This is a genomic window from Methylobacterium sp. NPDC097929 (assembly GCF_049543375.1).
In the GTDB taxonomy this organism is placed as follows: domain Bacteria; phylum Pseudomonadota; class Alphaproteobacteria; order Rhizobiales; family Beijerinckiaceae; genus Methylobacterium.
Genome location: NZ_JBMVEP010000004.1, coordinates 261,965 through 282,027, shown reverse-complemented (window position 1 = coordinate 282,027; position 20,063 = coordinate 261,965). Strand labels below are relative to the sequence as shown.

Below are 20,063 nucleotides of genomic sequence, written 5' to 3'. Positions count from 1 at the left end.
TCTCCTCGGCCGGTCTCAGGCGGCCCTGACATCGACGAGGAAGCGGGCCACCTCCTGCCGCATCTGCTCGGCCTGGCTCGACAGCTCCGAGGCCGCCTGCAGCACGTGCTCGGCGGCAAAGCCCGTCTGCTCGGCCGCCTGGGCCACCTCGGCGACGTGGCCGGTCACGGCCCGGGTGCCCTCGGCGGTGCGACCGACCCGGAGCACGATCTCGTTCGTGGCCGCGCCCTGCTCGCCCACCGCGCCCGAGATGGTGGCGGTAACCGCATCGATCTCGTCGATCCGCGCCGTGATGCCGTCGATCGCGGTGACGGCCTGACCCGTCGCCCCCTGGATGCGGGCGATCTGCCCCGCGATCTCGTCGGTCACCCGCGTCGTCTGCGTGGCCAGGGCCTTCACCTCGGAGGCGACGACGGCAAAGCCCCGCCCGGCCGCGCCGGCCCGCGCCGCCTCGATCGTCGCGTTCAAGGCCAGCAGGTTGGTCTGGCTGGCGATGCTGGAGATCAGGGCCACCATCTCGCCGATCTGCGCTGCCGCGGCGCTGAGTTCCCGCACCACGCCCGATGTCCGGTCGGCCTCCGTCACCGCCATCCGCGCGAGGCTGGCCGATCCCTGAACCCGGCGTCCGATCTCGGAGACCGAGCCGCCCAGCTCCTCGGAGGCCGAGGCCACCGCCTCGACATGGGCCGCGGCATCGCCCGCCGCCCGGCTCATCCGGGCGGAGCGTTCGGCGGCGTGCTGGGCCGTCAGGCTCATCGTCCGGGCGGTGTCCCGCAGCTGTGTCGCCGACTGGCCGACGGTGGCGACGATGCGGCCGACCGAGGCCTCGAATCCGTCGGCGAGGCTGCGCACCAGGGCCCGGCGCTCGGCTGCCGCGCCGGCCTCGGCAGTCTCGGCCTCCAGCGTCCGGCTGCGGATGAGGTTCTCCTTGAACACGGCCACGGCGGCGATCATCGCCCCGATCTCGTCCCGGCGGGTGGTTGCCGGCAGCGCCACGTCGAGATCGCCCGCCGCCAGCCGGCTCGTATCGCGGGCCAGGCCCACCAGCGGCTTTGACAGCGAACCCGCCAGCCACCACGCCGCGCCGGTGCCGGCCACCACGGTCGCGGCGGAGAGGGCCAGCATCAGCCAGATGGTCGAGGACAAGTCGGCGCCGGTCGTGCCGATCTGCGCCTGCGCCTCCTGGCCGGCCAGGGCGACGGCCTCGTCGAGGTCGCGGCCGATCTGCGTCCCGTGGCGCGTCATCAGGGTCGCGGTCGGAATCTCCCGGGCCGGACGCAGCCCGAGCAGGATCTCCGCGCCGGTCCGCCATTGCCGCGCCTCGGCCTCGGCGGTGCGGGACAGCGCCAGCATCCGCTCCGACAGCGCCGAATCCTTCAGCCGCACGAGCATGGCTTCGAGGGCGTCGGCATTGGCGGTGAACTCGGCGCCGATCCGGGCGGTATCGACGAGATCGGTCATGGCCGTGACCCGCGCCACGAGGGCTTCGGCCCGGCGGAAGCGGTCGCGGGCGGCGCGGCTGGCCTCGCTCGCCTCGATGGCGCGGTCGGCCAGGACCGAGAGCTTTCCGAAGGCCGAGAGGCTGGTCAGGCCCGTCATCGCGGACAGCAGGCCGCCGAGCAGCATGAAGCCGAGCAGGGGCAGCAGGATCTTGTGGCGAATCGACATCGCGGGATCTCTGGCCGTTCGTCTGGAGATGGGGCGGCGCGGGGCGGGTCGGCCCCTCGGGAACCGGAGAGCGGTCGCTGGCCGGTCAGTTCGGCAGGTTCGGCAGGGCCGTCTCGGTCTGGTCGGCGGTCAGCGAGCGCAGGAATGCGATGATCTCCGCCCGCTCGTCGCCCGTGAGGCCGACCGGCTTCATCAGCGGCGATCGGGAGGGACGCGGCACGCCGCCGGTCTCGTAATGCGCCATGATCGCATCGAGGTCGGCGAACTGGCCCGCATGCCCGAAGGGCGCGCGGTAGTTCAGGTTCCGCAGGCCCGGGGTCTTGAAGGCGAACTTCGCGTAGCGATCGTTGGGATCGAAGGCCGCGCGGCCGATATCCTTGGTCTCGATCCCGAGATCGTGGAACTTGTTGTCAGTGAAGTTCCAGCCCGTATGGCAGCCGGAGCAGGCGGCCTTGCCGGTGAACAGCGCGAAGCCGCGCTTGGCCTCCTCGGAGATGGCGGCCTCGTCGCCTTCGACCCAGCGGTCGAAGGGCGCCCAGCCGGAAACCACGGTCCGCTCGTAGGTGGCGATCGCCGTCAGGATGGAATCCTGCGTCACGCCCTTGCCGGGAAACAGGCTCTCGAACGCGCCCCGGTACTCGGGAACGCGCTTGAGGCGGGCGATGATCTCCGGGAACTTGCCGTCCATTTCGGCGTCGGCGGTGATCGGTCCCTGCGCCTGCATTTCGAGGGTGGGCGCGCGGCCGTCCCAGAACAGCACCGGGATCCAGGCCGCGTTGAGCACCGTCGGCGCCTTGCGTGCCAGGGGCTTGTTGGTGGCGCCGATCGCGCCCGGCACCGGCACTTCGAAGCCGAAGGACGGGTTGTGGCAACTGGCACAGCTGAGGTTCTGCTTGCCGCTCAGGCGCGGATCGAAGAACAGCATCTTGCCCAACGTGGCCATCCGCGGCGAGTAGGGCGCCTCCTCGGGGAAGGGGATGTGCGTCGGCCGCTTGTAGCCGGCCTTCAGGCTGTCGAGGCTCTGCGCTCCGGCCCCGGCCGGCGAGAGGCAGGCGGCAGCGAGCATCGTGACGATGAGCCCGAACCTCGGGAGCATGAGCGTTGCCTGAAAAAGCGATCCGGCCGTTGCGGCTTGCCGACGCTTATGGACGGCCGATTATTAAAAATGATTGTTTCGATCCGCGCCAACGTGTTCCCCGACGGATCTCGCCGAGCCGGTGCAGTCGCGACGCGCGGAAGCGATGCGGTTCACGGTCCGAGCCCGTCCGGCAAGCAACGGCGCACGGGATCGGTTCGCCAGATGCCTCGCCGCGGCGAACCAAGACATCTCGAAGCCCTCGAATGCGGCGCGCGCCGGCACGGGGGCGGGGCGGATTCGGAGGCCGACCGGCGCGACATCGCAGGCGGCGATCAGGCCTCGATCCGAAGGAGCACCTTGCCCACGGCCTCGCGGCGGACCAGCACGCCGAGCGCTTCCTCGTAGGCGTCCAGCGGATAGACGCCGTGCACCTTCACGGTGAGCCGGCCCTCCGCCGCCCAGGCGAGCAGTCGGGCTTGGTTGGCCCCGTGCGCCTCCGGCTCGCGCTCGACGAAGGCGCCCCAGTGGACGCCCTGCACGTCGATGCCCTTGAGCATGATCACGTTGAGGGGGAATTTCGGGATCTCGCCCGCGGCGAAGCCGATCACGAGGTAGCGGCCCTTCCAGCCGAGCGCGCGCATGGCGGGCTCGGCGAGATCGCCGCCCACGGCGTCGTAGACCACGTCGACGCCGTGGGTGCCGGTGAGCCGCCGCAATTCCTCGCGCAGGTTGTCGGCTTGGTAGTCGATCAGTTCGTCGGCGCCGTGGGCGCGGGCGGTCTCGAGCTTGGCCGGCGAGGAGGCGCAGGCGATGACCCGGGCGCCGAGCAGCTTTCCGAGTTCGACCGCGGCCAGCCCCACGCCGCCCGAAGCGCCGAGCACGACCAGGGTCTCGCCCGGCTTGATCCGGGCGCGGTCGTGCAGCGCGTGCAGCGTGGTGCCGTAGGTGATCGACAGCCCGGCGGCGGTCTCGTCCGACACGGCGTCGGGCACCCGCGCGAGCCGCCTGACCGGCACCGCGATGCGCGCGCGGGCGGTGCCGTGGCTCAGATGGATCATGACCCGGTCGCCGACGGCAAAACCCTCGGTGTCCGGCCCCAGCGCCTCGACCACGCCGCAGGCTTCGCCGCCGGGCGAGAACGGCAGGTCCGGCTTCACCTGATAGCGGCCGGCGATGATGAGCGTGTCGAAGAAGTTCAGCGCGGCCACCCGCACCCGCACCAGCGCCTCGCCGGGCCCGGCCACGGGATCGGGCCAGTCCTGAACCGCGAGATCCTCCGGCCCGCCGAGCCGGCTGCACACCAGGGCCTTCATTCTCCGCCGCCTCCGTGACACCGCCCGCCGAGCCGCGCATCCCCGCGCCGAGGGATCGCCCGACGCTCATGCCCCTTCGGCTCGGGCGAGCGCAAGACGCTCACCGCCGCTCGTAGCGGCCCGTCAGCAGGCCTTTGGCGAGGACGTTGCCTTGAAGCGCGTCGAGCAGCGCGCTCCGGCCCGGCGAGGCGGGCAGGTCCGCTGAGCGGGCCAGGGCGAAGGCCTGGAACAGGTAGCGGTGCGGGCCGTGGCCGGTCGGCGGATCGGGCGGGAGCCAGCCCTCCTTCAGGAAGGAGTTGCGGCCGAGATCGTGCCGGGCGCCCACGCCCGCGGGGCTGGCGAACTCGCCCTCGGGAAAGGTCCGGTTCCGCGGCGGCAGGTTCCAGGCGATGAGGTGGACGAGCGGGTGAGGGGAGGGCGCGTCCGGGTCTTCCACGAACAGCACCAGCGCCGCTGCCGCCTCCGGCACGCCCGCCACCGCGAGCGGCGGCGACAGGCCCTCGCCGTCCGCGGTGTAGCGGGCGGGGATCGGCGCATCGTTGGCGAAAGCCTCGCTCGTCACGCGCAGGGTCGCGGGAGCCTGCGCCGCGAGCGTGTGGAAGGCGGTCGTCTCGAGGCCGGCCCTCACGCCGGAGAGGGCCTCGCCCACGGCACGGGGCAGCTTTTCGAGCATGGTCCAGGGTCTCCGTTCTCGCCGGGAGACCCGTCAACGACCCTGCGGCCGCTTCGTTCAGGCGTCGGGCGGGCGATGGGCCGCCACCATGTAGTTCACGCCCGTGTCGCGGCTCGCCCGCCAGGAATCGGTGAGGGGGTTGTAGACCACCCCCGTCGTGTCGGTGACGCCGAGCCCGCCCGCGGCGATGTCGGCGGCGAGCTCCCTCGGCGTCACGAACTTCTCCCAGTCGTGGGTGCCCCGGGGCAGCCAGCGCAGGACGTACTCGGCCCCGACGATGGCGAGCGCGAAGGAGCGCATCGTCCGGTTGAGGGTGGCGGCAAACAGCAGGCCGCCGGGCTTCACCGTCTCGCAGGCCGCGCGCAGAAAACCGGCGCGGTCGGCCACGTGCTCCACCACCTCCATGGCGAGCACGATGTCGTAACGCTCGCCCCGGGCCGCCACCGCCTCAATGGTCTCGTCGCGGTAGTCGATGGTCAGGCCTTCGCCTTCCGCGTGGGCGCGGGCGGCCAGGACGTTGCCGGGCGCCGGATCGAGTCCCGTCACGCGGGCGCCGAGCCGGGCCAGCGGCTCGGACAGCACGCCGCCGCCGCAGCCGATATCGATGACGCTCAAGCCTTCGAGCGGGAAGGGGGCGGAGGGATCGCGCGCGAAGATCCGGCAGGCCTCGTCGCGGATGTAGCCGACCCGCACGGGGTTGAACTTGTGCAGGACCGCCATCGGCCCACGCTCGTCCCACCAGCGCGCGGCCAGCGCGTCGAAGCGCGCCACTTCGTCCCGGTCGATCGAGGCGCTCGTCATCCGGCTCACTTTCGCATCGTTTCAACCTGCCGTCCGTCCGATTGACACGGCCGGGGGGCCCTTGTACCCGCCGGGCGCATTCCCGGTACAGCCGCGCCGCGTTCTTTTCCCTGTCGGCGAGTTCCTGCCGGCCGCGAGGCCGGCGCCGTGGAGACGAAAGAGCAGACCGGACGCGACATGCCCCGTTTGGTGATGAAATTCGGCGGAACCTCCGTCGCCAATGTCGACCGCATCCGCAACGTGGCGCGCCACGTCGCCCGCGAGGTCGCGGCCGGCTACGAGGTCGCGGTCGTGGTCTCGGCGATGTCGGGCAAGACCAACGAACTCGTCGGCTGGGTCAAGGACGCCGACCCGCTCTACGACGCGGCGGAGTACGATACGGTCGTGGCCTCGGGCGAGCAGGTCACCTCCGGCCTGCTCGCGATCGCCCTCAACAAGGACGGCATCAAGGCCCGCTCCTGGCAGGGCTGGCAGATCCCGATCCACACCTCGTCCGCCCACGGCTCGGCCCGGATCGAGGGCATCGACCCCAAGAACCTCGACGCCGGCTTCGCCCGCGGCGAGGTCGCCGTCATCGCCGGCTTCCAGGGCGTGAACCCCGAGACCGGCCGGATCGCGACGCTGGGACGCGGCGGCTCGGACACGTCCGCGGTCGCTATCGCCGCCGCCATCGGCGCGGAGCGCTGCGACATCTACACCGACGTGGACGGGGTCTACACCACCGATCCGCGCGTGGTGCCCAAGGCTCAGCGCATGGAGCGCGTGACCTTCGAGGAGATGCTGGAGATGGCGTCTCTGGGCGCCAAGGTGCTCCAGGTGCGCTCCGTCGAGCTCGCCATGGTGCACCGGGTGCCGACCACGGTGCGCTCCTCCTTCGATCCCCCCGATGCCGCGCGGCCGGGCACCCTCATCTGCGACGAGGACCAAATCGTGGAACAGCAGATCATCACCGGCATCGCCTTCTCGAAGGACGAGGCGCAGATCACGCTGCGCGCCGTGAAGGACAGCCCCGGCATCGCCGCGGCGATCTTCGGCCCGCTGGCGGATGCCAACATCAATGTCGACATGATCATCCAGACCGTGTCCGGCGATCAGTCCACCACCGACATGACCTTCACCGTGCCGGCCGCCGAGTACGAGCGCTCCCATGCCATCCTCGACGCGCAGCGCGACACGATCCAGTTCGGCCAGATCGAGGGCGCCACCGACGTGGTCAAGGTTTCGGCCATCGGCGTCGGCATGCGTTCGCATGCGGGCGTTGCAGCCAAAGCCTTCCGGGCGCTGGCGCAAAAGGGTATCAACATCCGCGCCATCACCACCTCCGAGATCAAGTTCTCGGTGCTCATCGACGCTGCCTACACGGAGCTTGCCGTCCGCACGCTCCACTCGCTATACGGCCTCGACCAGGCCTGACCGTTCCCGTCGGCGTCGGCCTCAAGGCTCACAAGCCCAGGTTGCGCCGGCCGACCCGGATTGACGAGACGATGCCCGCTGCGCCCGGAGGCCCGCGCCTGCTGCTGCGCCGGCTCCGCGAAGCCATGGCGGAGCCGGTCAGTCCGCAGCAGCGCCTCGACCGGATCGTCGTCCTCATCGCGGCGAACGTGATCGCCGAGGTGTGCTCGGTCTACGTGGTGCGCGACGACAACACCCTCGAACTGTTTGCAACCGAGGGTCTGAACCGCGACGCGGTCCACATTACCCGCATGCGCGCCGACGAGGGCCTCGTCGGCCTGATCGCCAAGACCGCCGAGCCGCTGGCGCTCTCCGACGCACAGTCGCACCCCTCGTTCTCGTATCGGCCGGAGACGGGCGAGGAGATCTACCACGCCTTCCTCGGCGTGCCGCTGCTGCGGGCCGGGAATACGCTCGGCGTGCTGGTGGTCCAGAACAAGACCTACCGCGTCTATTCCGAGGAGGAGATCGAGGCGCTCCAGACCACCGCGATGGTGCTCGCCGAAATGATCGCCTCGGGCGAGCTGCAGGCCCTGGCGCCGGGCGCCGGCACCGCCGCGCGCCGCCCGGTGAGCCAGCGCGGCGTGGCGCTCGCCGACGGGATCGGGCTGGGCCACGTCGTGCTCCACGAGCCGCGCATCGTCGTGAAGACGCTGATCGCCGAGAACGTCGAGCGCGAGATGGAGCGCCTGGAATCGGCGATCGAGGACGTGCGCTCGGCCATCGACGAGCTGGTCGAGCGCGGCGACGGGATCGGCACGGGCGAGTCCCGGGAGATCCTGGAGACGGTCCGCATGTTCGCCCACGACAAGGGCTGGCTGCGCCGGATGCGCGAGGCGGTGCAGTCGGGCCTGACCGCCGAGGCCGCGGTCGAGCGGGTGCAGTCGGACAACCGCGCCCGGATGCTGCGCCAGAGCGACCCTTACCTGCGCGACCGCCTGCACGACCTCGACGATCTCGCCAACCGCCTGCTGCGCCGCCTCGTCGGCCAGGAGGGGCAGGGCGGGGACGGCCTGCCGGAGAACGCGATCTTGGTCGCCCGCTCCATGGGGCCGGCAGCACTCCTCGACTACGACCGGGGGCGCCTGCGCGGCGTCGTGCTGGAGGAGGGCAGCCCGACGAGCCACATCGCCATCGTCGCCAGGGCGCTCGGCATTCCCGCCGTCGGCGAGGTCGCCAACGCCACGGGCCTGTGCGACTCGGGCGACGCCATCATCGTCGACGGGCTCTCCGGCGAGGTCCAGATCCGGCCGACCCCGGAGGTCGAGGCGTCCTATGCCGAGATGGTGCGGCTGCGCGCCCGGCGGCAGGAGCAGTACCGGGCCCTGCGCGACGTGCCTGCCGTCACCCGGGACGGCGTGAAGATCGGCCTGCACCTCAATGCCGGGCTGCTCGTCGATCTGACGCATCTCAACGAGACCGGGGCGGAGGGCGTCGGCCTGTTCCGCACCGAGCTGCAATTCATGATCGCCGAGCGGATGCCTTCGGCGGCCGAGCAGCAGACCCTCTACGAGGCGGTCTATTCGGCCACCGGCGACCGGCCGGTCACGATCCGCACCCTCGACATCGGCGGCGACAAGATCCTCCCCTACATGCCCGCGCTCGAGGAGGAGAACCCGGCGCTCGGCTGGCGGGCGATCCGCATCGGCCTCGACCGGCCGGCCCTGCTGCGGGTGCAGCTGCGCGCGCTGCTGAAGGCCGCGTCCGGGCGTCCGATCAAGATCATGTTCCCGATGGTCGCCACCGTCGAGGAATTTACCCGCGCCCGCGACATCGTCGAGCGCGAGAAGGCGCACTTACGCCGCCACGGCTACGCCCTGCCGAGCGATTGCCGCCTCGGCGCCATGGTCGAGGTGCCCTCGCTGCTGTTCCAGATCGACGAGATCGCCCGGGAGGCGGACTTCCTCTCGGTCGGTTCCAACGACCTGATGCAGTTCCTGTTCGCGGTCGATCGCGAGAACCGGCGCGTCGCCAACCGCTTCGATCCCCTCTGCGGGGCGGCCATGCGCGCCTTCCGCCTGATCGCCGAGCGCTCCGCCGCGCAAGGGTGTCCGGCCACCGTTTGCGGCGAGATCGGCGGGCGGCCCCTCGAAGCGCTGGCGCTGATCGGCCTCGGCTTCCGCGACTTCTCGATGTCCCCCGCCTCGATCGGCCCGGTCAAGGCGATGGTGCTCTCCGCCCATGCCGGCGAGGTCGCGGCGCTGATCGCATCCGAACTGGGCCGGGTGACCGACGGCGCCTCGGTCCGGCCCGCGCTCGCGGCCTATGCCAAGGCGCAGGGTGTTCCGATCTAGAGCATCGTTCCGAAAGGTGGCCGCCGGCTTTCGGAAAAAGACGATGCGAAACAAGAGGCTAGACCATCGTGCCGGATACGATATCCGGCACGATGGTCTAGGGACGCGGGAACGGACGGACGGCCTTCGGGACAGCGGAAAGGAAGACGATTGGATTGGCGCGTGCACTGGCTGGAGGCCGAGGGCGATCTGGCGCCGTGGCGCGACCGGATCGCGGCGGAGATCGAGGCCGCCCGGCTCGCCGTGGCGGGCCTCCTGCCGCCGTTCCCCCTGGATCTCCTCGTGGAGCGCGTGACCGGGGCGGTCATCCCGGAAATCGGAACGACCGGCCGCGCCTACCGTCCGGGCCTGTGCGCGCTCACGGTCGATCCGCTCAATCCGAACTTCGCGGCGAGCCTCGATACCGGCGACATCCGACGCACGGTCGCTCACGAGGTGCATCACTGCCGCCGCTTCGCCGGACCCGGATACGGCCGCACGCTCGGCGAGGCGCTCGTCAGCGAGGGGCTGGCCGGGCAGTTCGCGGGCCGGCTCTTCGGCGCGCCCCCCGAACCCTGGGAATGCGCCCTGGACGACGCGGCTCTGCGGGCCCATCTCCCGAGTGCGGCGGAGCTGCGGGCGCCCAACGCGGATCACGCCGGCTGGTTCTTCGGAGCGGGCGGGCGCCATCCGCGCTGGCTCGGCTACACTCTCGGCTACCGCATCGTCGGCGACTGGCTCACCGCCAACCCCGCACCCGATGGCGAAACCTGGGTGAACGTGCCGGCCGATGTCGTCCTCGCGGCCTCCGCGTGGTCCGCCACGGCCTGAACGGTGTCGAGACCCCGCTGCGGGTCCGGGCCCATCTTCCCTCCCGCTCCCGGCGCGGGTAACGGGTGCCGGTCGGACCGCCATGAACCCGCCGTTCGAGCGAGCCGGCCGACGCGGTCCCGCGATCCGTCCCGCTCCTTTCAATTTGACGCGCACCGTCCACGAGTGTCCTAGCAGGCGATGACCCCCATTCCTCCCGATCGCCTCGATGCCATCCTGGCCCGGCACGAGTTCGTCACGGCGCAGCTCGCCGACGGCTCCGCCGATGCCGAGAGCATCGTCCAGCTCTCGCGCGAATTGTCGGAACTCGACGGCGTCGTCGCCGCGATCCGCCAGTACCGGGCGGCGGAGGCCAACCTCGCCGGCATCCGGGCGCTGATCGACGAGCCCGGGGGCGATCCCGAGATGCGGGCGCTCGCGGCCGAGGAGAAGCCGGAGGCGGAGGACGCGGTCGAACAGGCCCACCGCGCGCTCCAGCTGATGCTGCTGCCTAAGGACGCGGCCGACGAGAAGAGTGCGATCCTCGAAATCCGCGCCGGGACCGGTGGCGACGAGGCGGCGCTGTTCGCGGGCGACCTGTTCCGCATGTACGCCAAATACGCCGAGTCGAAGGGCTGGCGCGTCGAGGTGATCTCGGAGAACGAGGGCACGGTCGGCGGCTACCGCGAGGTCGTGGCCGAGGTGAAGGGCCGCTCCGTGTTCTCGCGGCTGAAGTTCGAGAGCGGGGCGCACCGGGTCCAGCGCGTGCCCGACACCGAGACGCAGGGGCGCATCCACACCTCTGCCGCCACCGTCGCGGTGCTACCGGAGGCGGAGGAGGTCGACATCGTCGTCAACGAGGCCGACCTGAAGATCGACACCATGCGGGCGCAGGGCGCCGGCGGCCAGCACGTCAACAAGACGGAATCGGCGATCCGCATCACCCACATTCCGACCGGCGTGGTGGTGTTCGTGCAGGAGGAGCGCTCCCAGCACAAGAATCGCGCCCGGGCCATGGCGCTGCTGCGCGCCCGGCTGTTCGACGCCGAGCGCACCGCCAAGGATTCGGCCCGCGCCGCCGACCGCAAGGCGCAGGTCGGCTCCGGCGACCGCTCGGAGCGGATCCGCACCTACAATTTCCCGCAGGGCCGCGTCACCGACCACCGTATCAACCTGACCCTCTACAAGCTGGAGGAGGTCATGGCCGGCCAAGCGCTCGACGAGGTGATCGACGCGCTGGTGACCGAGCATCAGGCGGAGCTGCTCGCCGCCGAGGGCATGGCGTGATCTCTCAGGGTGTGCGTCGCCCCGAGGAAGTCCTTCTCCCTCCGCGGGGGAGGGTGCCCGCGGAGCGGGCGGGAGAGGGGCCGGCTCGGGTCTATTCGGCAATGCCGCTCCCCTCATCCGACCCCCTTCGGAGGCCACCTTCTCCCGCGGAGGAGAGAGGGAGGAGGGACGCATGCGTCCCGATCCTTCGGGCATGACCTCTGACTTCGCGCCGACACTGTCCCGCGAAGCCGCCCTGCGCAGCCTCGCCCGCGCCTTGGAGGCGGCCGGCCTGCCCGATGCGCGCACCGACGCCCGTTTCCTCGCCCTCCACGCCCTCGCGCTCGACCCCCTCGACCTGTCGCTGCGCGGGAGCCAGCCCATCGGGGAGGACGGGGCGCGGAGGCTCGGCCGAGCCGCGGCGCGGCGGCTCGCGGGCGAGCCCGTGGCGCGCATCCTGGGCGAGTGGGAGTTCTGGGGGCTGCCCTTCGCGCTCTCGCCCGAAACGCTGGTGCCGCGGCCGGACACCGAGAGCGTGGTGGAGGCCGCGCTCGGGCTGTTTCCCGAGCGGGGTCAGCCGTTGCGGCTGGCCGATCTCGGAACCGGCTCCGGCTGTATCCTCGTGGCGCTGCTGCACGAGCGGCCCGACGCCTTCGGTCTCGGCCTCGACCGGTCGGCCGGCGCCCTGGCGGTCGCGCGAACCAATGCGGCCGCCAACGGCGTCGGGGCGCGCGCGGCCTTCCTGTGCGGTTCCTGGCTCGACGCGCTCAAGGGACCGTTCGACCTGATCGTCTCGAACCCGCCCTACATCGCCGCCCCGGTCATCGCCACGCTCGATCCCGAGGTCCGCCTGCACGATCCGCGCGCCGCCCTCGACGGCGGGGTTGACGGGCTGGATGCCTATCGCGCGATTCTCGTCGGGCTCGCGCAGCGGCCGGATCTGCTCGCGCCCGGGGGCGCCCTCGTCCTGGAGATCGGTTACGACCAGGGCGAGGCGCTCTCCGCGCTCGCTCGAGACGCCGGATTTGCCGAGGCCCGAATCGGCCGGGACCTCGCGGGCCGCGATCGGGTCGTCACGCTTACGCCATCCTTGGCGGGCAGATGATGCGGCAGGGGGCCGGGGCTGAGCCGTCGGCGCGCGCGCAAATCCGGTAAAAGCCGCTTTGCGCATGAAAAAATGCTTGTTGTCGAGAGCGGCAGTCACTAGCTTAGACGGGCAGATCGCCAACTCTCCGTTAAGACGGTATCGGCAGGATCGGTTTTGACCGCATCCTCCGGGTTCGGACGGTCTTCCCACCATCGAGCGGACGCGGCCGGGCAATCGCGGTCAGGCTCGGTGGGATCGAACCTGACAGTCGAGGGATGTCTCGCGGCGCGCCAAGATCGAGCGCAGCCAGTGGACGAGCGGCAAACAGCGCGGGTTGATCGCGGTCGCGCCGATGCGCTTGAGCGACATCGGACCGGTCCGCACCCGCGAGCGACGCTCCGGTGCTGTCAGTCATGCTGAGCGACAGGTTAACGAGGGTCAATCGAGGCCGATGAGACCAAACCAGAATCGACGGATGCGGGGCCGGAACCGGCCCAAGGGTCCGAATCCGCTGACGCGGTCCTACGAGTCGAACGGTCCCGACGTCAAAATCCGCGGCACCGCTCAGCACATCGCCGACAAGTACGCGCAGCTCGCCCGCGACGCCCTGGCGAGCGGCGATCCGATCGCGGCGGAGAACTACTTCCAGCACGGCGAGCACTATTTCCGGATCATCACCGGTGCCCAGGAGCCCGGTCGTCCGCAGGTCAGCCAGGGCTATGCCCGCAACGGCTTCGACGAGGACGAGGAGGGCGACGAGGAGGCCGTGCAGGGTCAGGGCGGCGAAGGTGGCCGTCAGGGCTACGGCTACGGCGGCGAGGAATACGGCGACCCGACCCAGCAGCCCCAGCCCTTCGAGCGCCACGACTTCGACAATCGCCAGGGGCGCAACGACCGCAACGATCGCAACCCGCGCTTCCAGGGTCGCGACCGCAACGACGGACGTGACCGCAACGATCGCAACGATCGCGGCAATGACCGGGGCCAGCGCTTCGAGGGCAACCGGCAGGATTACAACCGCGGCGAGCCGCGGCAGGAGTTCCGCCAGGATCGCGACCGCCAGGATCGCCCCGACCGGCAGGATCGTTCCGATCGGCAGGATCGTCCCGAACGCCAGGATCGGCAGGATTATCCCCGCCAGGATTACCGGCAGGACCGGAACCGGCAGCAGGAGCCCCGCCAGGATTACGGCTCGCCCTCGCAGGAGGGACGTGAGGGACAGGGCCGCGAGGGGCGTGCGGAGAGCCGCCGCGAGCAGCCCCGTGAGGCGGCCCGCTTCGAACCCGCCGATGCGCCCCCGGCGCCGCGGCCCGCCGAGCCCGTGCGGCCGGACGCGCCCGTGCGTCCCGAAGGGCCCCCGCCCCGGCGTGGACGCGGTCGCAGCAGCGAGGCGAGCCGCGCCCCGGCCGCCGCCGATCCGTCGGCGCTGCCCGCCTTCCTGATGACGGCGACCCGCAATCCGACGCCGCTTCCCGAGGCCGAAGCGCCCCCGCCCCGCGAGGCGGCACCCGCCGCCGAGGCGCCGAGCGCGCCGTCCGCCGACGAGGCCGCCGCACCCAAGCCCCGGCGGCGCCGCACCCGCTACAAGGGCGCCGAGGGCGAGACGGCTCCCGAGCCGAACGATACGCCGAACGCGGCCGAGTAGGCCTTCGAGAGGCTTGAGCAACGAGCAGGAGCGGCCCGGGGGATGACCCCCGGGCCGCTTCTCTTTTTCGAGCCCAGCCTTCGCCGAGCTTTCCCGGACGGCTTATCGGAGGAAGTTGACGAGGCTCATCTCGGAGAGGATCGAGGTGACCTTGTAGCTGGCCTGAAGCTGCGTCTGCAGGCTCAGGAGCTTGGCGGCGACCTCCTCGGTCGAGACCGTGTCGACGCCGTCGAGGGAACTCTCCAGGGTCGCCTTGGTGGCGCCGGCCACCGATTTGGCGTTGGCCATGCTGCTCGCGGCCAGACCGAAATCCGTGCCCATATCCTCAAGGCTCGCCGTTCCCTCGCCCGCGGTGAACAGGGTCGCCGCGCGATTGGACAGGGCCTGGAAACGATCCCCGTCCGTCGCGGCGCCGCCGAAGCGCTCGGCCGCCACCGCGGCGATGCCCGCCAGCGAGCGGCGGATCGCCTCCTCGTTGGCCTGGGCGCCGATCTCCACCGTCCGGCTCGTGCCGACCTGCACCGCCGCGGTCCCCCGCGCATCGGCCGCGGTGTCGCCCTTGTACCAGATCACGGTCTTGCTGCTCGCGGTCTGGGCGTAGCCGTCGCCGTCCGCGTTCACGCGCCGGGGGCTCAGGCCGGCCTCGGGCGATCCCTCGAAGAAGTTGAGGGAGGCGCGGGCGGTCGAGCTTGCCGAGAGGTCGGTGCTGGCGGCCTGCTGAAGCGCCCGCTTGAGCGTCGCGTCGAGGTTCGCCGCCGTCTCCGCGATCCCGGCCGCACCCGGCTTGTCGCTGATGGCGAAGGTCGTGGCCGAGGTCGCGTCGGCCGTGGCTCCCGCCGTGAGGGTGATCGTCCGCGTGGTGCCGTCGTGCATCCCGAGCTTCAGCGTGATGGCGTCGCCCGCCACCGGCTGGCTGCCCAGCGCGAGCGTGGCCGAAGCCGGGCTGCCGCCCGTGAACGCCGCCGCCACGCCGGGCGGGTTCGCGCTCTGCACGCTGGCGATGTCGGCACCACCGAGCGCCGCCTTCAGGTTCAGCGCCGTCGCCTCCTTGGTCGCGCCGATGAGGAAGGCGCCCGGCCCGTTCCCCGCTTCGCCGGCCCGCGCGGTCAGGTCGAGGGTCTTCTGACTGCCGTCGGCGAGCTGGACCACGACCCGGACCTGGCTTCCCTCGGCGGGCTGCGCCGCGAGGCTCAAGGTGACGTCCGCCTTCGTCCCGGCCGTCCGGTTCGCGAATAGGGCCCCGCTGCCCGAACTCGTCGCCGCCTCGAGGGAGAAGCCGAGATTCGCCCGCGCCTCGCCGTTGCCGTCCTCGATCAGGGTCAGGCTCGATCCGGTCAGGCGCTGCGACAGGCGCCCGTTGCCGGCGGGGCCGAGATCGGCCGCCTTCTGCTCGGCGATCAGGGTCTTGAGGCCGTCCAGGCCCTCGGAGGGAACGCCGTTCAGGATGACCTGATCGGACACGACCGGCGAGGTGTCGGTCGCGCGCCCCGAGAACACGTAGACGCCGCCCACCTGCTGGTTCAGGGCGTCGACCGCCGCCGAGAGGTTGTTGGCGGCCAGCTGCACGCTGGTCTGGGGCAGCGCTTGGTTGCGGGAGGAGACGACGTTGGTGAGGTTGGCCTGGGTCGAGTCGGCGAGCGTCTTGAGCTGGGTCAGGCTCGCGCTCGTGACCTTGACCCGGGTTTCGGCGGCGGTGATCGCCGCGAGATAGCCATCCTGGGCGCTGATCGCGGCGTGGGCGCTGAGGCTCGTCGTGCGCCCGGTGCCGAGTCCGCCATAGGTCTCGGCGGTCCGCCCGGTGGAGAGCTGGCGGGCGAGCCCGTCGAGCTGGTTCTTCATGCCGACGAGGCTCGCCGACTGGCGGTCGAAGCGGTAGGTGCCGGCGGCGAAGGCGTTGATGGTCATCGTCGGTTCCGCAAGCTGGAGCGCTCGTCGCGGGAAGGGAGCCGGCGCCTCGGACGGCGCCGGATCGTCAGATCCGGAGCAGGGTGTCGATCATGTCGCGGGCGGCGGTGAGCACGCGGGCATTGGCCGAATAGGCCTGCTGGAGCGCGATCAGGTTCGACATCTCCTCGTCGATGTTGACGCCCGAGGCCGAGGCGAAGCGCCCCTGCGCCGTCGAGAGGGCGATGCTCTGGCCCTCGTTGAGATCCTGGGCCGCCGCTGCGGCCGCGCCCTGCATCGAGATCACGCCCTGGACGAAATCCGCCACGCTCGACCGGGTCGGGGCGTTGATGCCGCCGATGGCGCTCGCGGAGGAGAAGGTGCGTTGCGCGCTCGTCAGCGCGTTGTAGAGCGCCTGCGGCCGGGTCGCGTCGCCGCTGCCCGTGGCGGCGCCCGCGACGGTGACGAGGCTCGCGGCGTTGCCCGCGACCGTTGGGTTGACGGTGATGCGCTGCGCGAAGCCCGTGAGCTGCGCGCCGTCGTCGAAGGAGCCCGTGTAGAGAGCCGCCGACTGGCCGTCGACGAAGAGCGGGATCTGCGTGCCGGCGACCTTCGTGTCGCCGGACGAGGTCGCCTGGGTGACGCTGGCGCCGGCCGCCACCAGCCTGGCGCCGCCGGTCGAGAGGATGCGCACGGCTCCGGCCTCGCCCCCCGGCACGGCCGAAATCTCGTAGCCCGCCCCCAGGGCCGCGGTGATCGCGCTGCGGATCGTGGCCGGGTCGCGGCTCGCGCCGGGCTTCGGGATCGTGAGGGGGATGACCGTGGCGTTCGCGTCGTCCGTGGCACCGGCGGGCACGGAGGGCGGCGGGGACTGGTAGGAGGGCATCAGGACGAGGTTGCGCTGCGTGCCGCTGCCGTCCTGCACGGTCAGGGTGATCGCGTTGCCCGCCGAGAGGCCGGTGAGATCGATGTCGAAGCCCGCCTTCGTCCCGTCCTGGGCGGGCACGCCGGTGGCGAGCCGGTCGGACATGGCGCGCGACAGGCCGGCCGCGAGGTCGTCGAGCTGGCGCTGGGCCTGCGGCAGGACGGTGTCGCGCAGCTCCACCGCCGCGGCGATCGAGCCGGAGCGGATCGCGCCCGAGGCGATCAGATCGATCTGCCCGCCGCCGGGCGTCGTCGCCACGATGGTGCCGACGCCGCTCTTGGCCGGGTCGGTCGCGTAGAGCGCGTTGGCCGAGAGCGTGCCGCGCGCGTTGAAGCTCAAGCTTGCGGCGTTGGAGCGGTCGAGCAGGGTGACGCCGGAGCCCGTCAGCACGCTGACGCTGCCGTCGCTCTGCGCCACGGCGTTGATGTCGATGAGCCCGGACAGGCTGTTGAGCGCCTGATCGCGCTGGTCCTCCAGATCGGGGCGGCTCGGATCCCCGGCCGAGGTCGCGACGATCCGGGTGTTGAGCTTGGCGAGCTGTGCCAGCAGGCCGCTCGCCTTCTCCGTGTCGCCGGAGAGCTGCGATTCGAGGCCGGAGCGCAGGGCCTGAACCCCGTTGGCAGCGCCGCCGATGCGGTTGGCCAGATCCTGGGCCGCGCCCAGCACCGTGGCCCGGGCGGCGGTCGAGGTCGGGTTGGCCGCCAGCGTCTGGAGCGAGAGGGTGAAGGTGTTGAACACCCCGTCGAGCGCGGAGGAATCGCCCGGCCGGCCGTAGAGCGTGTCGAGCTGTGTGCGGACGCCCGACATCAGCGAGGTGTAGGCCGCGCCCGAGGTCTCGGCCCGCAGCTGCTTGAGGGCGGCCGTGTCGAGCGCCCGGGCGATCGTGCCGGTGGCCACGCCCGAATTTCCCGGCCCCGAGGTGACCGACGAGATTGTGCGGCGGACGTAGCCCGCCGTGCCGACATTGGCGACGTTCTGCGAGACGATCCCGATCTGGGCCTGGGTGACCCGCAGGCCTGCGGTGGCCGTGCTGAACGCGTCGAGGGCCAAGGCGGGACTCCTTCTTCAGGGCTTCGTCGTCCGGAGCGTGTCCGCCCTCAGCGGATCACGTTCAGGAGGTCGGAGATCATCGTTTGCGCCGTGGACATCACCCGGGTGTTGGCAGAGTAGGCCTGTTGGGTAACGATCATCTTTGAGAATTCCGCCGCAATGTCGGTATTCGACTGCTCGACATTGGCACCCACCAGGGTGGAATCCTTGAGCCCGCTGATCGGCTCGCCCGAGGCGACGGTCTGCTGGTAGTTGCCGAGCGAATCCGCCTTCAGCCCGTCGGGGTTGACGAACTGCGCCACCTCCACCCGGGCCAGCCCGATCACCGAGCCGTTCGAGTATTTGCCGGAAATAACGCCGTTCTCCCCGACCTCGACGGAATTCAGCGTGCCGGAGGCGTAGCCGTTCTGCTTCAGGTCGTTGGTCGTCACGGTGCCGGCGGCGGAGGCGTACTGGGTCAGGCCGCCGCCGAGATCGATGTTGATCCGGCCGATGGCGGCGCCGTCGACGGTCAGGTTGTTGATCGGCAGCGTGCTCGCCGTCGGCGCGGTCAGCTGCCCGCTCGCGCTGAAGGTGAAGGCCGCCCCGACATTGGTCCAGCTGGTCTGGTTGTCCGTGACGCTGGTCTTGTCGGCGTAGAAGAGGTTCCAGGTGTCGCTGGTGCCGGTCGCCGAATCGGCGGCGGCGACCTTGGCCCAGCGCGTCCGCATGCTCACGGGCGCACCCGCCTCCGTATAGACGGTGAGCGAGGGGCCGGAGACGCTGCTGTCGATGAAGCTCTGCGCGTTGGATTGCGACACGGTGCCGGAGGTCGCGCCGTTGGCCGCGGTCACCCGGGCGTCCGTGCCGTCGGTGAAGGCGGCGAGCAGCCCGCCGCTCGTGGACGCGTTGGCCGTGGCGGGCGATTTCGGGAGGTTTGCCGAGTAGGTGATCGACGTCGTTGCCTTGGCCGGAATGATCGCATTGGAAATCTTGATCGGCCCGGTGCCGTTGGTCTGGCCGCTGACCGGATCGAGGCTGGCGCCGACGAGATAGGAGCCGCCGCCGTTGACGAGGTAGCCGTCCTTGTCCGGGGCGAAGTCGCCGCGCCGCGTGTAGAGGTTGGCGGTCGAGAAGCTCTCGCCGCCGCCCGCATCGGTGGACTTCTTACGCACGGCGAAGAAGCCCTGGCCATCGAGCGCCATGTTGGTCGAGACGCCGGTCGAGACCTTGTTGCCCTGGATCGAGTTGGTCAGCTCCGAAAAGGCGCCGACCGAGCCCGCGGCTTGGTTCCGGGCGTCCCGGTCCGCCATCATGTCGACGAAGCTCGTGTCGATCCGCTTGTAGCCGGTCGTCTGCGAGTTCGCGATGTTGCCGGAGATGTTGCCGAGCGAGAAGGACTGCGCCTTCAGGCCCGAGACCGCGGTTTGCAGCGCGGAAAAGACGTCCATGGCGTTCGCTCGTTCCTTAAGGCCGCTCGACGCGGTCTGCCGGAAAGAGCCGGCGCAACCGCCGTGCCAGAGCCAAGTCCTTGAAAATCCTGAGTCCGGTGCCGCATCGCCCGGCAGATTCGGATGGGCGAACCGGTCTCGGCGGGCAGATTCTGCCGGGTCCCGCGACGTTTACGGCCCGTTATCGCTGCAACCGTTAGGGTCCCTCCCGCGCCGCCGCCCCGGACGAGATCCATGAAGAACAAGAGGACGAGCCTCGTCCACCTGATCTACTTCTCCCGCCTGACCATCTCGAACGACCCGGCCCTGCGCGCGAGGCAGATCGGGGAGATCACCCGTCAGGCTCAGAAGAAGAACGAGTTCGCGGTGATCACGAGCTTCCTGATCATCGACCAGAACTTCGCCCTCCAGGTGATCGAGGGGGAGCGCCAGTCGGTCAACGAGACCTTTCAGCGGATCGCCGTCGATTCCCGCCACCGCGACGTGCAGATCGTCGAGTGGCGCGAGATCGCCAAGCGCGAATTCGTCACCTCGTTCACCACGGTCAGCCGCAACGGCACCAACGAACCGCACTTCTCCAAGTCGGGCCTGCTGCCGATGCTGCAGCGGGGCACGCCCCGGGGCAGTACGATTCACGGGCTGGCCGTCACCCTGCAGGCCGAGTCGATGGCCAAGCAGGGCATCGACCACCTTTTCGTTTGACCGGTC

General features: G+C 70.9%; 16 protein-coding genes. 7 read left to right on the top strand and 9 right to left on the bottom strand.

Going from position 1 to position 20,063, the window contains the following annotated elements:
* Positions 1–15: 15 nt before the first annotated feature.
* From ACPCJR_RS13815 to ubiG, 5 genes are all read right to left on the bottom strand, one after another.
* Positions 16–1,668 carry a methyl-accepting chemotaxis protein gene (locus ACPCJR_RS13815; protein WP_391512629.1) on the bottom strand — a complete coding sequence of 551 codons (1,653 nt, stop codon included), beginning with the start codon at positions 1,666–1,668 and terminating at the stop codon, positions 16–18.
* Positions 1,669–1,753: 85 nt separating this feature from the next.
* Entirely contained in the window at positions 1,754–2,764 is a 1,011-nt protein-coding gene (locus ACPCJR_RS13810) for a cytochrome-c peroxidase (protein WP_391512627.1), read from the bottom strand.
* 314 nt (positions 2,765–3,078) lie between these two features.
* Positions 3,079–4,059 (bottom strand): NADPH:quinone oxidoreductase family protein, encoded by a 981-nt coding sequence (locus tag ACPCJR_RS13805; RefSeq protein ID WP_391512625.1) that lies wholly within the window; start codon positions 4,057–4,059, stop codon positions 3,079–3,081.
* 100 nt (positions 4,060–4,159) lie between these two features.
* On the bottom strand, positions 4,160–4,732 hold the full coding sequence (locus tag ACPCJR_RS13800) for a YbhB/YbcL family Raf kinase inhibitor-like protein (protein ID WP_391512623.1): 573 nt from the start codon (positions 4,730–4,732) through the stop codon (positions 4,160–4,162).
* Between the two features lie 57 nt (positions 4,733–4,789).
* Entirely contained in the window at positions 4,790–5,533 is a 744-nt protein-coding gene (ubiG, locus tag ACPCJR_RS13795) for a bifunctional 2-polyprenyl-6-hydroxyphenol methylase/3-demethylubiquinol 3-O-methyltransferase UbiG (RefSeq protein WP_391512621.1), read from the bottom strand.
* A 177-nt stretch (positions 5,534–5,710) separates the two neighbouring features.
* On the opposite strand from ubiG, the gene ACPCJR_RS13790 reads away from it, so the two are divergent.
* The 5 genes from ACPCJR_RS13790 (at position 5,711) to prmC (ending at position 12,439) form a co-directional block, all read left to right on the top strand.
* Positions 5,711–6,946: an aspartate kinase gene (locus ACPCJR_RS13790; RefSeq protein ID WP_391512619.1), complete on the top strand. Its 1,236-nt coding sequence runs from the start codon at positions 5,711–5,713 to the stop codon at positions 6,944–6,946.
* A gap of 71 nt (positions 6,947–7,017) precedes the next feature.
* A complete protein-coding gene (gene ptsP / locus ACPCJR_RS13785; RefSeq protein WP_391512617.1) occupies positions 7,018–9,279 on the top strand; it encodes a phosphoenolpyruvate--protein phosphotransferase in 2,262 nt (753 codons plus the stop codon).
* Positions 9,280–9,429: 150 nt separating this feature from the next.
* Positions 9,430–10,089: a DUF2268 domain-containing protein gene (locus tag ACPCJR_RS13780; RefSeq protein ID WP_391512616.1), complete on the top strand. Its 660-nt coding sequence runs from the start codon at positions 9,430–9,432 to the stop codon at positions 10,087–10,089.
* A gap of 180 nt (positions 10,090–10,269) precedes the next feature.
* Entirely contained in the window at positions 10,270–11,355 is a 1,086-nt protein-coding gene (gene prfA, locus ACPCJR_RS13775; protein WP_391512614.1) for a peptide chain release factor 1, read from the top strand.
* Positions 11,356–11,548: 193 nt separating this feature from the next.
* Positions 11,549–12,439 (top strand): peptide chain release factor N(5)-glutamine methyltransferase, encoded by an 891-nt coding sequence (gene prmC, locus ACPCJR_RS13770; protein ID WP_391512612.1) that lies wholly within the window; start codon positions 11,549–11,551, stop codon positions 12,437–12,439.
* 222 nt (positions 12,440–12,661) lie between these two features.
* On the opposite strand, the gene ACPCJR_RS13765 is transcribed toward prmC, so the two are convergent.
* Positions 12,662–12,790 (bottom strand): hypothetical protein, encoded by a 129-nt coding sequence (locus ACPCJR_RS13765; RefSeq protein WP_391512610.1) that lies wholly within the window; start codon positions 12,788–12,790, stop codon positions 12,662–12,664.
* A 106-nt stretch (positions 12,791–12,896) separates the two neighbouring features.
* On the opposite strand from ACPCJR_RS13765, the gene ACPCJR_RS13760 reads away from it, so the two are divergent.
* Positions 12,897–14,066 carry a DUF4167 domain-containing protein gene (locus tag ACPCJR_RS13760; protein WP_391512608.1) on the top strand — a complete coding sequence of 390 codons (1,170 nt, stop codon included), beginning with the start codon at positions 12,897–12,899 and terminating at the stop codon, positions 14,064–14,066.
* 102 nt (positions 14,067–14,168) lie between these two features.
* Here ACPCJR_RS13760 and ACPCJR_RS13755 read toward each other — a convergent pair whose 3' ends face one another.
* The 3 genes from ACPCJR_RS13755 to ACPCJR_RS13745 all read right to left on the bottom strand — a co-directional run bounded on the left by ACPCJR_RS13755 (position 14,169) and on the right by ACPCJR_RS13745 (position 19,355).
* The gene (locus ACPCJR_RS13755) at positions 14,169–15,971 is read right to left on the bottom strand and encodes a hypothetical protein (RefSeq protein WP_391512606.1); all 1,803 of its coding nucleotides are present in this window, start codon (positions 15,969–15,971) and stop codon (positions 14,169–14,171) included.
* A 67-nt stretch (positions 15,972–16,038) separates the two neighbouring features.
* On the bottom strand, positions 16,039–17,925 hold the full coding sequence (flgK, locus tag ACPCJR_RS13750) for a flagellar hook-associated protein FlgK (protein ID WP_391512604.1): 1,887 nt from the start codon (positions 17,923–17,925) through the stop codon (positions 16,039–16,041).
* A gap of 47 nt (positions 17,926–17,972) precedes the next feature.
* Positions 17,973–19,355: a flagellar hook protein FlgE gene (locus ACPCJR_RS13745; protein WP_391512602.1), complete on the bottom strand. Its 1,383-nt coding sequence runs from the start codon at positions 19,353–19,355 to the stop codon at positions 17,973–17,975.
* 234 nt (positions 19,356–19,589) lie between these two features.
* Here ACPCJR_RS13745 and ACPCJR_RS13740 point away from each other — a divergent pair, with 234 nt between their 5' ends.
* Positions 19,590–20,057 (top strand): BLUF domain-containing protein, encoded by a 468-nt coding sequence (locus ACPCJR_RS13740; protein WP_391512600.1) that lies wholly within the window; start codon positions 19,590–19,592, stop codon positions 20,055–20,057.
* Positions 20,058–20,063: the final 6 nt, after the last annotated feature.